General features: G+C 37.1%; 11 protein-coding genes. 8 read left to right on the top strand and 3 right to left on the bottom strand.

Going from position 1 to position 15,622, the window contains the following annotated elements; genetic code table 11:
* Positions 1 to 93: 93 nt before the first annotated feature.
* Positions 94 to 924, bottom strand: coding sequence for a CvfB family protein (locus tag VKY50_RS07985; RefSeq protein ID WP_324300693.1), 831 nt, complete (start codon positions 922 to 924; stop codon positions 94 to 96).
* 162 nt (positions 925 to 1,086) lie between these two features.
* Between VKY50_RS07985 and VKY50_RS07980 the strand changes: the two genes are divergently transcribed.
* Complete coding sequence (locus tag VKY50_RS07980; protein ID WP_324300642.1) at positions 1,087 to 1,704, top strand: alpha-ketoglutarate-dependent dioxygenase AlkB family protein; 618 nt, start codon at positions 1,087 to 1,089, stop codon at positions 1,702 to 1,704.
* A gap of 103 nt (positions 1,705 to 1,807) precedes the next feature.
* Entirely contained in the window at positions 1,808 to 2,866 is a 1,059-nt protein-coding gene (locus tag VKY50_RS07975; RefSeq protein ID WP_324300640.1) for a vWA domain-containing protein, read from the top strand.
* Positions 2,867 to 2,995: 129 nt separating this feature from the next.
* Here the strand turns inward: VKY50_RS07975 and VKY50_RS07970 are convergent, their stop codons facing one another.
* Positions 2,996 to 4,498 carry a DEAD/DEAH box helicase gene (locus VKY50_RS07970; protein ID WP_324300638.1) on the bottom strand — a complete coding sequence of 501 codons (1,503 nt, stop codon included), beginning with the start codon at positions 4,496 to 4,498 and terminating at the stop codon, positions 2,996 to 2,998.
* A 240-nt stretch (positions 4,499 to 4,738) separates the two neighbouring features.
* Between VKY50_RS07970 and VKY50_RS07965 the strand changes: the two genes are divergently transcribed.
* The 6 genes from VKY50_RS07965 to VKY50_RS07940 all read left to right on the top strand — a co-directional run bounded on the left by VKY50_RS07965 (position 4,739) and on the right by VKY50_RS07940 (position 14,886).
* Positions 4,739 to 5,167, top strand: coding sequence for an FKBP-type peptidyl-prolyl cis-trans isomerase (locus VKY50_RS07965; RefSeq protein WP_324300636.1), 429 nt, complete (start codon positions 4,739 to 4,741; stop codon positions 5,165 to 5,167).
* 211 nt (positions 5,168 to 5,378) lie between these two features.
* The gene (locus tag VKY50_RS07960) at positions 5,379 to 6,242 is read left to right on the top strand and encodes a sigma-70 family RNA polymerase sigma factor (protein ID WP_324300634.1); all 864 of its coding nucleotides are present in this window, start codon (positions 5,379 to 5,381) and stop codon (positions 6,240 to 6,242) included.
* 193 nt (positions 6,243 to 6,435) lie between these two features.
* Positions 6,436 to 8,658: a transglycosylase domain-containing protein gene (locus tag VKY50_RS07955; RefSeq protein WP_324300632.1), complete on the top strand. Its 2,223-nt coding sequence runs from the start codon at positions 6,436 to 6,438 to the stop codon at positions 8,656 to 8,658.
* Positions 8,659 to 9,200: 542 nt separating this feature from the next.
* A complete protein-coding gene (locus tag VKY50_RS07950; RefSeq protein ID WP_324300630.1) occupies positions 9,201 to 12,461 on the top strand; it encodes a SusC/RagA family TonB-linked outer membrane protein in 3,261 nt (1,086 codons plus the stop codon).
* A gap of 26 nt (positions 12,462 to 12,487) precedes the next feature.
* Entirely contained in the window at positions 12,488 to 14,275 is a 1,788-nt protein-coding gene (locus VKY50_RS07945) for a RagB/SusD family nutrient uptake outer membrane protein (RefSeq protein WP_324300628.1), read from the top strand.
* A gap of 203 nt (positions 14,276 to 14,478) precedes the next feature.
* Positions 14,479 to 14,886, top strand: a complete 408-nt coding sequence (locus VKY50_RS07940; RefSeq protein WP_324300626.1) for a glyoxalase — start codon at positions 14,479 to 14,481, stop codon at positions 14,884 to 14,886.
* Between the two features lie 29 nt (positions 14,887 to 14,915).
* On the opposite strand, the gene VKY50_RS07935 is transcribed toward VKY50_RS07940, so the two are convergent.
* A complete protein-coding gene (locus VKY50_RS07935) occupies positions 14,916 to 15,593 on the bottom strand; it encodes a DUF2461 domain-containing protein (RefSeq protein WP_324300624.1) in 678 nt (225 codons plus the stop codon).
* Positions 15,594 to 15,622: the final 29 nt, after the last annotated feature.

Below are 15,622 nucleotides of genomic sequence, written 5' to 3'. Positions count from 1 at the left end.
GATATACGATTTAAAACTAACTTTATAGGCAAGATTTTGACTTGAATCCCTAAAAATTGGATGTTGATCGTAATTTTACATTGACACTCCGATCTATTTCAGACGTATACCATCGGTGTCTATAGTTATTAATTTTTCCTTGTACAGTGCTCCAATAGCCTTTTTAAAACTTTTTTTACTCAGATTCAAAGTTTGTTTAATGAGCGTAGGATCACTTTTATCCCCCAAGGCAAGGAATCCGTTGTTTGCCTTTAATTGATCAAGTATCTTTTGTGAGGCAGGCTCTATGGCTTTATAACCTTGAGGTTGTAAACTTACGTCTATTTTTTGATCCTCTCGAACCTTTTTGATATACCCTTGGTGGACACTTCCTAATTTTAGAGGTTCGAAAATTTCATCGTTATAGATTAGGCCTTTGTATTGGTTATTTATAATCACCTCTACCCCTAGCTCTGTAAATCTAGAGACGATGATTTGGACCTGGTCGTTAAAGGAAAGATCGACATGTTCATTGGAAACAAACTGATTTGTTTTACTAGAGGCCACCAAACGATGGGTTTCCTTGTCTTCATAGACATAGACCAAGTACCATTTCCCTTGCTCCATTTTACGGGCTTGTTCGCGAAAGGGTACAAAGAGATGTTTCTCCAGTCCCCAGTCTAAAAACGCACCAATATTAGTCACCTCTACCACTTTTAAAAGCGCAAATTCTCCTTTAACCACCTTCGGCTTAAGTGTAGTGGCTACAGGACGCTCCTGATGATCAAGATAACAGAAAACTGTAATGCTCTGCCCAACTTCAAATTCCTTGGGAACGTATTTATTGGGTAGCAAAACATCATTCCCAGCATCATCTCCTAGGAAGATGCCAACCGAGGTTTCTCGTAAAATTTCTAGAGTATTATATTCACCGATACGTATCATAGCGTCCATGTTATTAAACAGTCTGCAAAGGAACGCAATTAAAGCGAAATAATGTAATAAATCGGTGGTTTTACACCCTTTATTATCCATAACTAAAGCGAATTATTGCCTATAAACAAGCATAATTATTCCTACCTTTACCCATAAGAAAGAGCATCAGATATGAATCTATTTAGCCAGTTAAACGACCCTAGTGAAAACTTGCTACCCTATCAGGGCACGGTTAACTATTATGGATCGATTATGGATCCTGGAAAAGCACAACATTATTTTCAGGTATTATTAGATACTGTAGCATGGCAAAATGATCAAGCTAAAATATTCGGCAAACTTATAATTACAAAAAGAAAGGTTGCCTGGTACGGAGATCACAACTTTCCTTATTCCTATTCCAACACCACTAAAACCGCACTACCCTGGAGCGAAGAACTATTAGAATTAAAATCTTTAGTAGAGCTAACCTCTGGAGAACGTTTCAATTCTTGCCTTTTAAACCTGTATTTTGATGGTAGTCAAGGGATGGCCTGGCACAGTGATGCCGAAAAAGATTTAAAGAAAAATGGTGCTATCGCCTCGCTTAGTTTTGGTGCCCAGCGTAAGTTTGCATTCAAACACAAAACCTCGAAAGAAACACGATCCCTATACCTACCCCCTGGGAGTCTTTTAATCATGAAAGGCGAAACCCAACAACATTGGCTCCATAGACTTCCTCCAACTAAAAAAGTACATCACCCGCGTATAAACCTCACCTTTCGTACCATTGTAAGTGATAAAACATAACAAATGAGGAATTGCTTTTTTTAGAATTTTAGCATCCTGGCATACTTTATGTAGCCATCTATCGTTAAATAGTTAGTGTAAAAACTCAAATAAATCACTTCAAATGAAATGTATCAACTTATTTTTCAGTTTATTCTCTATGCTGTTTCTTTTGATCAGTTGTGGATCCTCGGATGATGACTTTAATTCAGGACCTATTGTGGATGACTGCCTCGGCCTTGGCGCTGAAAAATTATCTTTAAAAATTCAGGATCACTATACCACTTTACCAGGGAAGGTTTCCGTGTTATTTAAAGTAACCACAAAGGATGGAAATCATCCAGTTGCTGGGCTAACGGCAAATAATTTTAAAATTTTCGAAAAAGGTTCAAATGACAACTGTTATAAGCCTATTTCTGCCTCGGAATCCAATGGTAGAATTTCTTCAAAATCTCAAATTTTCAATACTAACACACTTTTAATACTAGATTTAAGCAATAGTGTTTTAAGTACTAGTTTGGAGGAATTAAAATTGGCAAGTACTAGTTTTATTGAACAGGTAATGCCCTCAACGCCAAGTGATGAATTCAAAATGGGAGTCTATTGGTTTGACGGAGAGGATAAATTACATGAATTAAACCCTCTCACTACTGATAGGACCGAATTAATTACAGCTATTGACGGAATTACCACTGATATAAGTAATGACCCTTCCACGGATTTATACGGTGCGGTAATTAAAGCCACCGATTCGGCAACAGCTATTTTGGAAGAGAATAAAAAAGAAGAGATCCTGGCAGCTGCCTCCGTTGTTATTTTTACCGATGGTAGCGATCAAGCTGCTCGTTATAGCAAGGACAATGCCATAAACAAGGTGCAAAAGGCTGATGAAAACATCTCTTTTTTCTCCATTGGTTTAGGATCTGAAATAGAAACTAATATCCTGGATAAAATCGGGAAAAATGGAAGCGCCTATGCGGCAAATAAAGAAGAATTAGAAGATACCTTTGAAGAAATCTCAGAAGATGTGGAGGGACAAGCAAATAGCTTCTATCTATTTGAATACTGCAGTCCAAAAAGAAGTGGTAAAAACCTCCTTGTCATTCAGGCGATTCAAGGTGAAAATCAAGGGTCAGTTCAAACGCAATTTGATGCCACTGGATTTACAGGCGGATGTGAATAAGACCTTTGTCTAGTATTAGATATTTAAAAATAACCATAAAAAAAGTGCTTTCTACAATTTGTTTAGATAGCACTTTTTTTTATGAGATGAACATGCCACTCGGCATGAACATCCGAAATAATAGTAGTTTTAGGATTGATATTCCTTAACGATATTCATCCGTAGTTTACGGAAATAATCCTCTGCCAACCAATCTCTATAATTCTTAGTACTCTTACTAATACACATGGAATACCGTTTTATTCTACTCTGAATATCATCTTTTAATTCCATAGCAAGCATTCGAGCCTCATAAGCGTCTTCACTGTTTACAACACACATCTGGGTATGTTGATCCAAGGATCTATCGAGTATGGTCTTTGATTTTTGACCTTTTTTAATGATCTCATCATAGGCCGTTTCAATGTCAAAGGTAACCTCTTTACTCTTGGCGAATTTGGCCCGTAATTCCTTAGGCATTTCATAGACAAAATGACTTTCAATCTCTTCGTCATCTTTGATATTTTCAAGGTAAAAATCTGGATATTTAAAGATGTGTTGCCAGTCGACAGGTTCACTCCATAATCCAAAACGCGCCACATTGTTACCAAGATCCAATACGGTGAAAGTGTTTTTATTGGGTAAAACCCTAGATCCCCTTCCGATCATCTGAAAATATAGGGTAAGCGAACGGGTCGCCCTATTTAATATGATGGTCTCCACAGAAGGTTCATCAAAACCAGTGGTTAGGATACTCACAGAGCTTAAAATGGCATCTGGAGTATTCTTGAACCATTTTAAGATATCTTTTCGCTCTTTGTTACTATGGGTATTATCAAGATGTCTAACCGGGTACCCTGCCTCTCTGAACATTTCATACACGTACCAAGAGGTATTTATACCATTATTAAATATCAACGTTTTAGTTCCTTTTGCCTTTTCTTCATAGGCATAAAGTAACTTCTCCTGCATATCTGAATTAGTATATAATGCCTCAGAGGATTTAACCGTATAGTCCCCATTGATACCCACTTTCAAGCTCCCTAATCCCACATCGTACGAATACGTGTGAGCCTTGGCCAAAAATCCTTTTTGAATTAATGTTTGTATGGCCTCCCCTATAATGAGTTCATTGTAGTTATCCTTCATAGGGAGCTTAATATTAGAACTAAGTGGGGTAGCCGTAACTCCTAGAATAAAGCTATTTTTAAAATAAGACAATAATTTTCGAAAGGAATTATAATGCGCCTCATCGATAATCACTAACCCAATATTATCAATTTCCAGCTTGTTGTCATTGAGTCTATTCTTTAAGGTCTCTACCATAGCCACAAAGCACATGTATTGGTCTTGGTCAGGTAGGTCCTTTACCTTGCTATTAATAATTTTGTTGTTGACATTAAACCCCTTAAGCATCTTAGAGGTTTGTTTGCTAAGTTCAATTCTATGGGTAAGAACCACTACTTTTTTGTCGTGCTGTTCCAGATACCTTCTGACAATTTCAGAGAAAATTACTGTTTTTCCTCCACCGGTGGGTAATTGATATAATAAATGGTAATTTGGAGGTTGATTTTCTATCCGATTGAATATTTCATCAATGGCCCCTTTTTGATAATCGTATAATTCTTTTTTTTCTTCTTCCGTAGCTATCATACACCTATTTAATGTTAGGTAATTGGTTAAACGTGCAAATTTAGTCAGTTTTATCCTTATAGTGAAATAATAACCATAGATTAACGAAAATCTAAGAATTTACCATTTGGACCTGAATATTAAGGGTTTATACAATCCTTAACATAAATGCTATGGTCAATCCACATAATTCTTTTAGCTTAGCAGCTTAAAGTTCATTGAAGCCTTAAGTAAAAGGCAAAAAACAACAAAAGTAAATTTATGAGTCAAGTAAAAGAAAACGACACTGTAAAAGTACACTACACTGGAAAATTAGAAGACGGTCAAATTTTTGACAGTTCCCTGGAGAGAGAACCATTAGAGTTCACTTTAGGCCAAGGACAATTAATTCCAGGGTTTGAAAACGGAATTTTAAACATGTCGGTTCATCAAAAAAAGACGATTCACATTCCATCTGCTCAGGCTTATGGCCAGGTACAAGATGAATTATTTCAAGAAATACCAAGAAAAGAATTACCAGAGGATATCCAACCTGAAAAAGGTATGGGACTCGTTTCAAGAACACCTGATGGGCGTGAGATCCAGCTAGTGGTTTCGGAGGTAAAGCCTGAAAGTATCATTGTAGATGCCAACCATCCCTTAGCAGGAAAAGATTTAATTTTTGACATAGAGTTATTGGAAATTAAATAACCAATAGATCGAACATAAAATAAGCCTGAAAATATTTATATTCTCAGGCTTTTTTATATCTAACTCTTAAATAAAAATTAACAATTCGGCGATACTCTTAAAAAAAGATTAAAATTTAACAACGCTGCACACTATAGCCCTGCTTTACTTGCATTTCTAATAAAAAATACGTATTAATGCTTGTTGAGTAACAATTTATAGAAAAAAATACATGAGACAGCTGAAGATTATCAAGCAGGTTACCAACCGAGAATCCAAATCTCTAGACAAATACCTACAAGATATCAGTAAGATTGATATGATCACTGCTGATCAAGAAGTAGAACTTGCGCAACGAATTAAAGCTGGAGACCAATTGGCCTTGGAGCAGTTAACCAAAGCTAACCTACGTTTTGTGGTTTCTGTGGCCAAACAATATCAAAACCAAGGATTAAAATTACCGGATTTAATTAATGAAGGAAATTTAGGACTGGTAAAAGCTGCCAAACGATTTGATGAAACTCGTGGATTTAAGTTCATTTCTTATGCAGTATGGTGGATCCGTCAATCCATTTTACAAGCACTGGCGGAACAGTCTAGAATTGTACGTTTACCGCTGAATAAAATTGGATCAATTAATAAAATAAACAAAGCATACTCCTTTTTAGAACAAGAGCATGAAAGAGCTCCTTCGGCAGAAGAAATTGCTAAGGAACTCGATATGACCGTTAAAGATGTAAAAGAATCTATGCGAAATTCTGGTAGACATCTTTCCATGGATGCCCCCCTTAAAGAAGGAGAAACATCCAATCTTTATGATGTTGTACGCTCTGGTGAATCACCCAATCCAGATAAAAGCCTCATGCACGATTCCCTTCACACTGAAATCAATCGTGCTCTAGATACCCTTTCCTCAAGAGAAGCAGATGTAATTCGTCTAAATTATGGAATTGGGAATCAGCATCCCATGACCTTAGAGGAAATAGGCGAAGTATTCGATCTAACCAGGGAACGTGTCCGGCAAATTAGAGAAAAGGGCATTCGTAGGTTGCGCCACAATACCAGAAGTAAGATATTAAAAACATATCTAGGTTAAAGACTAGAAAATTAAAACCCGTATAAACCATACGGGTTTCTTTTTCGTAAATACTTGTAGCATTCGAACCGCAGTTTAGGAGCATTGAATCGTATAAAAAAGTATAGTAATTTAACAAATTGATTCTTTAAAATTCGTTTGTTTGTATATTATGAGAATAAAGCACTTTATCAATAAACATAAAAAGGCAATTTTGATTTCAATAGCAGGTTTTTGTTGCCTGCTTTTTATCTTTTACGGTTCTATCTATTTTGGACTTTGGGGTCACATCCCTTCCAAGAAAGAACTTTCTAATTTGAATTTAGAGCAGGCTACAGAAATCTTATCAGAAGATGGACAGCTACTGGGGAAGTTATATATTAATGACCGTCAACCTATTATATACGATAGCATTCCTAAGCATGTAATAAATGCTTTGGTGGCTACAGAAGACGTCCGTTTTTATGATCACAACGGTGTGGATATCCGAAGTCTTTTCCGAGTATTGATAAAGTCTATTTTACTTCAGGATGATTCCTCAGGCGGAGGAAGTACAATAAGCCAGCAATTAGCTAAAAATTTATTTCCTCGTAAAAACCTAGGTTCATTTGGCATTATTGTTCATAAGATTAGAGAATCTATCATTGCTAAGCGACTGGAAAAGGTGTATTCGAAAGAAGAGATACTGTTACATTACTTAAATACCGTCCCTTTTAGTGACAATACCTATGGAATAGAGAGTGCCGCCAAGCATTTTTTTAATCGTTCTACCACAGCGTTAAGCATATCGCAAGGGGCAACATTAATAGGTTCTTTAAAGGCCACCTATTATTATAACCCAAAACTGTTTCCCGATCGTAGCTTACAACGACGAAATGTAGTGTTAAGCCAAATGAAAAATTATGGATATTTAGACCAAGCGGCGTATGACACATTGACCAAGGACTCTATCACATTAGATCTTCAGCAGTACAGTTATAATGATGGGATTGCTCCTTACTTTAGAGAGCACGTTCGACTGTATTTAAAAAATTGGCTTCGAGATTACAACCAAAAACAAGACAGTACTATTAATATTTACACCGACGGTCTTAAGATTCATACTACCCTGAATTATAAAATGCAACAATTGGCGGAACAGGCTATGAAGGAGCACTTGAGCACGTTGCAAGAGCGGTTTGAAGAAAGTTATGGTGACAATGCACCTTGGCTGACCAATAAAGCATTAATTGAAGCAGAGGTAAAAAACTCACCTGCCTATAAGAACCTTATCAAAGAAGGTCTAAACGAAGTTGCTGTGATGGATTCTTTAAATAAAAAGAAAGCAATGGAACTCTTTACTTGGAAGGGTGAGAAGAAGGAAAATGCTAGTAGTATTGATAGCATTCAGCATTATATGAAACTTCTTAACTGTGGTTTTGTAACTTTAGATCCTAGAGATGGTGCACTAAAGGTATGGATCGGTGGAATCGACTACGAGCACTTTAAATACGATCATGTCATTCAAAGTAAGCGACAAATTGGTTCTACTTTTAAACCCATTGTATATACAGCCGCTATAGAAAATGGTATTGATCCATGTACTTATTTTTCATTGCAAGAGGTAGAATATAAAAATTTAAAGGGCTGGACCCCAAAGAATGCTTCTGATAAAGAACAAGAGGATTATATCAATTATTCTATGGAGTATGCCTTGAGTAGATCCATCAATACCATTGCGGTCAAAGTTCTAGAAAAGGCAGGAATTAAAAATACCATATTACAGGCACAAAAGATGGGTATTAGCTCTACCCTACCGGAGGTTCCATCTCTAGCACTAGGTACTGCCGAGCTAACTGTGATGGAACTTGCCATAGCGTATTCAACTTATTTAAATCAAGGAATTCCAGCCGCTCCAAAATTTATCACCAGAATAGAACACGATAATGGGGACATTTTATATCAGGACCAAACCATCGAGGCCACGGATATAGAGAAAAAACCAGCTATTTCACAAACCACAAGAGAGGCTGTATTGGAGATGATGAAGACCACCATTAATGAAGGTACTGCACAACGACTCAGGAGCACCTATGGATTAACCAATGATTTAGCAGGAAAGACCGGTACCACTCAAAATAATAAAGATGCGTGGTTTGTAGGACTCTCCCCTAATCTTGTCAGTGTCACCTGGGTTGGATTAAACAACCACCAAATAGGTTTTAAGTCTACTGCTATGGGACAAGGAGCCAACGCTGCACTTCCTATATTTGGGCGCTGGATGCAAAAAATGAATAAAGACCCAGAATTGAGCACGTATACCAAAGCACGTTTTAAGCCAACCTCTAAAGAAGTACTTGAGAGTCTGGATTGTAACCCAAAGAAAAGAGACGGCTTTTTTAAGCGGTTATTTAGCAACCCAGAAAAAACAAAAAGTAGGAAGTTTAACTCAAAATAAATTTATTGATATAACTAATTCTTCACTTCGCGATAGTGTAGTATGCACTTTTGAGCAAATCTTTGTAAAATTTAGAAATCATTTACCCAAAAACCAGCCATTTTAACCATGAAATTTATGACTTCCCAAGGCAATTTTGTGGTAATTATTAACTTTTTTAATGGATTAATTTTAATATTCATTGCGATTTTACCCTTATCGAATATAGACTTAATACTATAACATTCTGGTTGGTTGATATTGCCTTCTTATTTGAAAAATAAATCTATATTTTTAAAATATATAACCAATACATAGGTATTAGCATTAATTTTTTAGGATATAATAAGCACCAAACTATTGTATAAAATCAATAAGTGTAGATTTTACAACTATAGTTTATTAATTATTGTCAAATTCACATTTAATACTAAATATTAATATTTATACCATAAAATTTCGAACTTCTTATTTATGATTCGACATTATTTTGGCTATTTTTAACGTAATTATGAATTAATTAACATAATTAACTAACTATTTGTTTAACCAAAATTAAATGTGTGAAAAACTATTTAACAACTTTCAACAAGCTATTTTCCCCATTGATTCTGGCGCTGTTCTGTACAGTGAGCATGAATGCAACTGAGGGAGTTTCAATTCATTTAACAGCTAGCCAACAGCAAATTACTGGTACTGTAATAGATGCAGAAACCGGCACTCCTATTCCAGGAGCAAATGTTATTGAAAAAGGGAGTTCGAATGGTACTACTACTGATTTCGACGGTAATTATACCATTTCAGTAGCTCCTGGTTCCACACTCGTCTTTTCTTATATTGGATATAAGAATCAAGAAGTTCAGGTGGGACAGCAAACCGAAATCAATGTTACACTTTCAGCAGATGTTACCGCATTGGATGAAATTGTAGTAGTTGGTTATGGTACCCAGAAAAAATCGGATTTAACTGGTGCTGTTTCCGTAGTGGATGCCGACGAACTAACACAACAACCCGTGGCTGACGTTACCAATCAGTTACAAGGTCGAGTCTCTGGGGTAACCATCACAGGAGGCGGACAACCGGGTGAAGCGCCACAAGTTAAAATTCGTGGTGCCAACACCTTTGGAAACAACACCCCTCTTTATGTAGTAGATGGGATACCAACAGATGGAATTCAAGATCTAAACCCTAATGATATTGAAACCATGCAGGTTCTCAAAGATGCTGCATCGGCTTCTATCTATGGATCCAGAGCTGCAAACGGCGTAATTATCATTACCACCAAAAAAGGTAAAGGTAAACTCAAAGTTACCTATGATTCTTATTATGGTGTTCAAATGGTACAGAAAGGAAATCCATGGGATATTCTAGGTTCTCAAGAAATGGCAGAACTCAATTGGATGGCTCAACGTAACACCAATCCGGATGTTGCTCCAAGTAGTCCACAGTATGGAAACGGCGCTAATCCAGTCCTTCCTAATTATATCGCACCTGTGGGGGCAGATTCCGTGAATGAGGCCTTGTATAATGTAAATCCATATTATACCAATTCTGGAGATATAGGTAACTTTTACCGTATTGTACGTGCCAATAAAAAAGGGACCAATTGGTTCCAAGAAATTTTTAGCCCGGCAAGTATTCAAAGTCACAACCTCTCCATTAGCAGCGGGGGTGAACGAGGAAGCCACTTATTTTCATTAAATTACTATAACCAAGAAGGAACCTTGATAAACACCTATTTAAAGCGTTATAGTATTCGTGCAAATTCTACCTATAATGTGAGTGACAATGTGAGAATTGGTGAAAATATAAGCTTCACCATTCGAGATAACCCACAAATAGATGCGCTTACAGAAGGTAGTGGTATTGGGTTTGCTTTTAGGAACCAACCTATTATCCCAGTATACGATATTATGGGCAACTATGCAGGTTCTTTTGGTAGCGGTTTAGGTAACGCGAAGAATCCAGTGGCTATTATGGAACGTACGCGAAACAATCGTGGTGTTTCTTCTCGATTGTTTGGTAATATTTTCTTGGAAATTGATTTTTTAAAGAATTTCACTTTTAGAACCAATTTTGGAGGGCAGTATTTTAGCAACAGCTTTAACTCTTTCCAATTCCCAGAATATGAAAATGCTGAGAATATTACCGTTAATCAGTACAACGAAGCTTCAGCTACCAACTTTAATTGGACATGGACCAATACTGTTCAGTACCAAAATTCATTTAATGACAAGCATAATATTACAGTGCTTTTAGGTACTGAAGCCTATCAGAATAAAGGTAGAGAAGTTGGCGGATCCACTCAGAATTATTTTAACTTTGATCCAAATTATGTAAATCTAGATACTGGTTCAGGCACCCAGACCAATTATAGTTTCCAATACCAAGATCAATTAGCCTCTGTATTTGGTCGTCTTGATTATAATTTTAGTGACCGTTATTTATTAAGTGCAACGATTCGTCGGGATGGATCTTCTAGATTCCTAGAAAACCAATATGGTTGGTTCCCTGCAGTGAGTGCGGGATGGAATATTTCGAATGAAAATTTCTTTCCAGAATCTAGTTGGTTAGACAATCTTAAAATTCGTGGAGGATATGGTGTGATGGGAAATCAGTTAAATGTGGACCCTCAAAACTCCTTCACTACTTTTTTAGGAAACCAACAGACCTCTTATTACGCTATTGGGGCAACCAATTCAAGTATTTCTGAAGGGTTCTCTAGATCACGTTTAGGAAATCCTCAAGCCGAATGGGAGAAAAACATCAACTCAAACATAGGTATTGATGCTAGCTTGTTTAATCATACTGTACAACTAACGGTGGATTATTACAAGAAAACAGTGGAAGACCTACTCTACAACCCTAATCTCCCTGCAACGATTGGTACTGCCACAGTTCCATATATTAACGTAGGGGAGATGAAAAATAGTGGAGTGGATATTGATGTTTCTACTTTTTTCAACTTAACAGATGATTTAAGACTTAACACCACTTTGACCTTTACTTCTTACGATAACGAAATCGTCAAAATTACTGATGAATTACAGTATTTCGATCTTGAAGGGCGTCGATTTAATGGTAGTACCATTATACGCAATGCTGAAGGACATGCGGTGAGTGAATTCTTTGGATACGAAATTGAAGGTTTCTGGGACTCTACCGATGAAATCAATCAAGCAAATGCTGCCGCTGCTGCTGCCACTGGAAATGCGAATGCAACGTATCAAAATGATGTTGCAGTTGGTAGATTCCGTTATAGAGATGTCAACGGTGATGGTCGTGTTACGGATGCCGATAGAACCTTCCTAGGTAATCCAAATCCAGATTTCACTTATGGATTAAATCTTGAGTTATTGTACAAAAATTGGGATTTCAGCATGTTTATGTATGGATCACAAGGAAATGATATTTGGAATAATGTTCGTTGGTGGACGGATTTTTATAGTTCTTTCCAAGGAGCAAAAAGCCATACGGCATTATACGATTCTTGGACTCCTACTAATCCCAATGCAAGTGCACCGATTCAGGAGATTACTGGATCTTTCAGTACTGCAAACGTACCAAACTCATATTTTGTGGAAGATGGATCTTACTTAAGAGTTCGACAGATGCAACTTGGATATTCTCTTTCCTCTGATTTATTAGACAAAATAAAACTATCTAAACTAAGAATTTACGCTCAGATGGTAAATCCGTTTACTTTCACTTCTTATTCTGGATTAGATCCTGAAATATCTGGTGGTAGTGTGAACTTTGGTATTGATGAGGGGGCTTACCCAAATCAAAGACAATTATTATTTGGACTTAACGTAATATTCTAAAGATGAAATTGATAAATATAAAATATATGAAATTTATAAAACAAACATGGCGCTTACCTGTAGCAGTGTTAATGCTAACAGCACTGCTGAGCTCGTGTGCAGACAGTTTCTTGGAACAACCCACAACAGGGGCGCTGCCTGAGGGACCAGTAGCCACACAAACTGGAGTAAACGCCCTACTAGTTGGAGCCTATGCTGCCTTAGATGGACAAGCCAACGGAGCTGCCTTAGGTGGTGGAGGCCCATGGGAGGCTTCTCCTGATAACTGGATCTACGGAACGGTTGCTGGAGGTATTGCTAGTAAAGGAAGTTTTGGAGGAGATCAACCAGCGATAGATCCTATCGCCAAATTTTCCACAGATGCCTCTAATGGCTTTTTCAATACAAAATGGAAAGCAACTTATGAGGGTATCAACCGATGTAACAACACCATTCTTTATTGTATTCAAGCCGAAGATATTCCTGAGGCTCAAAAAGCAGTAATTCTTGGAGAGGCAAGATTCTTAAGAGGTCATTATTATTTTGAACTCAAAAAAATGTTTAATATGGTTCCTTGGATTGATGAGACTACCGAGGATCCAAAAACACCAAACGATGTAGATATCTGGCCAATGATTGAGGCTGATTTTCAATTTGCCTATGAGAATCTTCCTGCTGTTCAAAGTGAATTTGCAAGAGCAAATAAATGGGCTGCAGCAGCCTATTTAGGTAAAACGTACCTCTACCAACATAAGTTTTCTGAGGCCAAGGACATCTTTACTACAGTGATCAATCAAGGTGTCAATTCTGCTGGAGTAAAATATGACCTTATACCTCGTTTTCGAGATAATTTTGATGCCGCTATGGAAAACAATGCAGAAACTGTATTTGATATTCAGATGGTAGCCAATGACGGAACTGGAACTATTGCGAACTCAAATCAAGGTGGAATGTTAAATTTTCCTTATAACAGTCCATTTAGATGTTGTGGATTCTACCAGCCAACACAGGATCTTGTAAACTCCTATAAAACGGATCCAGCAACAGGCCTTCCTTACTTAGATAATTACAACAACGATCCAGTAAAGAGTGATATGGGTATTACTTCAGATGAGCCATTCACGCCTTATACAGGTACCTTAGATCCGCGATTAGATTGGACTGTCGGTAGACGTGGGATTCCATTCCACGATTGGGGAAATCATCCAGGTGCTTCATGGGTAAGGGATCAAGCATATGGTGGACCTTATTCACCAAAGAAGAACATCTACTGGCAAGCTACCCAAGATAAATTTGCAGATCAAAGTTCTTGGGCTCCAGGAACTGCTATAAATGTTCATATTATTCGATTTGCAGATGTGTTACTTATGGCAGCTGAAGCGGAGGCGCAGGCAGGTAGTCTACCCCTTGCGATGGAGTATGTAAATAGGGTTCGTAGAAGGGCCGCAAATCCGGATGGATTCTTGTACCAGTACAGAGATCCAAATAACCCAATGGATGGTTTTGACACCGCAACGACTGCAGCAAATTATGTGATATCAGAATACACAGCGGCTCAGTTTGGTTCTACTCAGGATGCTTTAGACGCTATTTATTTTGAAAGAAAGTTAGAACTAGCCATGGAAGGTCACCGCTTTTTTGACCTGGTTCGTTGGGGTATTGCAGAGCAAACACTCAATGATTATTTTGCGTATCAGGGAAATATTACTACTGATGTAAGAGGTGGTAGATTTATTCCTGGTCGAAGTGAATACTACCCTATTCCTCAAGCACAAATCGATTTAAGCGTTGATGAAACAGGGCAACCTACTTTGATTCAAAATCCACAGTATTAAGATTTTCCTTCAAAACTAGGACTTATTACATTGTTCATTGGAGGTCTTTGAGAGAAATCTCGAAGGCCTCTATTGTTTTTACACCTACCCTACTCTTTACGCCATGTTTAAATGCTAAATGTTTATAACCTAGTTGAAAAGTATTTTAACCTATAATTTTTAGGACTGTTTATATTCCTATCTTTAGTAAAACTTCTTTTATTATGGATACTCGAACAGTGCATTTACTACGTTTACGCCCTGAAATTCCACAAGAATCAGTTTACGATACAATGAGTGATAATGAGCGATTTCAAAACGTTACACTCCGACCAATAATCAAATTACAGCGCTATTTATTAGTAGAAGCTTTTAAAAATTACGCCAACAAGCACAAAGGTGTGTATTTCACTTTAGCCCTAGAAAAACGCTTGCTCTACATTGAAAATGCCATTCAAAAGGACATTAAATTCAGGAACGCTTTAAAGGGAATGATCATCGGACAATTTACAGTTGATGAGTATTTGATTTACATTGAAGATTCCTCAGCAATAAACAAAAGAATGATGAATCTAGTGGTTGAATCATTAAAAGATCAAGTACAACTTATAGAGCTAGCAGTTTGCCTTTAAATTTTGACTCAAGGTTTAAGTTAGTGAACTCATAGTAGCGAGGTACCGTTTAAATCCGTTGTAAGCACATCACTCATGTAATCAAAAAAGGGACGTATGGCTTGATAAGCCTTATCAACTTCACTTGCGAAATTCTCAGCTAAGATCTGGCTATCGGTAAATTCTTTAGTAACTATCCATTGCTTCTTTTTAATCAGATCCATATCAGGGTGAGCCTTATCAAATCCTCGAGGGGCGGTTTTGAGCTCATCGCCTTTAAGCTGTCCAAAATGATGTTTAAACTCTGGGTGGTTTACAATGCTCCGAACCTCCAAGGCATCTACTTCAAATTCTTTGCGAATTCTTTTGATGTCATTTTTCTCAGGTGCCCAAAATCCACAAACCAAAAACGAATTCCTTGGCTCAATATGAAGGTAATAGCCTCCTCTTAAATGAGGCTTAGCACGTTTAAAACTACAAGCAAAATAACGCTTATAAGGAGTTTTGTCATGGGAAAAACGCACATCTCTGTAAATTCTAAATACCTTTAAATCGGTTATTTCATCATGGGTTCGCAAGGTCAGCATCACTTGTTTAAAAAACCGCTTGATAAGATCCTGCTGGTGTTTATATTCTGCTTTATGACTCTCGAACCATTCCTTATTATTATTTTCTTTTAAGGATTCTAAAAAAAATAGTGTTGATTTTGAAATGCAAGCTACTTCCATTCGACGGATATATTTGTAAAAAATTTGAC

It is taken from the genome of Galbibacter sp. (assembly GCF_035306585.1).
In the GTDB taxonomy this organism is placed as follows: Bacteria; Bacteroidota; Bacteroidia; order Flavobacteriales; family Flavobacteriaceae; genus Galbibacter.
Note: the sequence above shows the minus strand (reverse complement) of the source record. Positions and strands in the feature narration are given on the sequence as shown.

Coding starts and splice junctions, on each gene's coding strand:
- VKY50_RS07985 (WP_324300693.1), bottom strand. CDS start 924: ATGATACGTATCGGTGAATATAATACTCTAGAAATTTTACGAGAAACC.
- VKY50_RS07980 (WP_324300642.1), top strand. CDS start 1,087: ATGAATCTATTTAGCCAGTTAAACGACCCTAGTGAAAACTTGCTACCC.
- VKY50_RS07975 (WP_324300640.1), top strand. CDS start 1,808: ATGAAATGTATCAACTTATTTTTCAGTTTATTCTCTATGCTGTTTCTT.
- VKY50_RS07970 (WP_324300638.1), bottom strand. CDS start 4,498: ATGATAGCTACGGAAGAAGAAAAAAAAGAATTATACGATTATCAAAAA.
- VKY50_RS07965 (WP_324300636.1), top strand. CDS start 4,739: ATGAGTCAAGTAAAAGAAAACGACACTGTAAAAGTACACTACACTGGA.
- VKY50_RS07960 (WP_324300634.1), top strand. CDS start 5,379: ATGAGACAGCTGAAGATTATCAAGCAGGTTACCAACCGAGAATCCAAA.
- VKY50_RS07945 (WP_324300628.1), top strand. CDS start 12,488: ATGAAATTTATAAAACAAACATGGCGCTTACCTGTAGCAGTGTTAATG.
- VKY50_RS07940 (WP_324300626.1), top strand. CDS start 14,479: ATGGATACTCGAACAGTGCATTTACTACGTTTACGCCCTGAAATTCCA.
- VKY50_RS07935 (WP_324300624.1), bottom strand. CDS start 15,593: ATGGAAGTAGCTTGCATTTCAAAATCAACACTATTTTTTTTAGAATCC.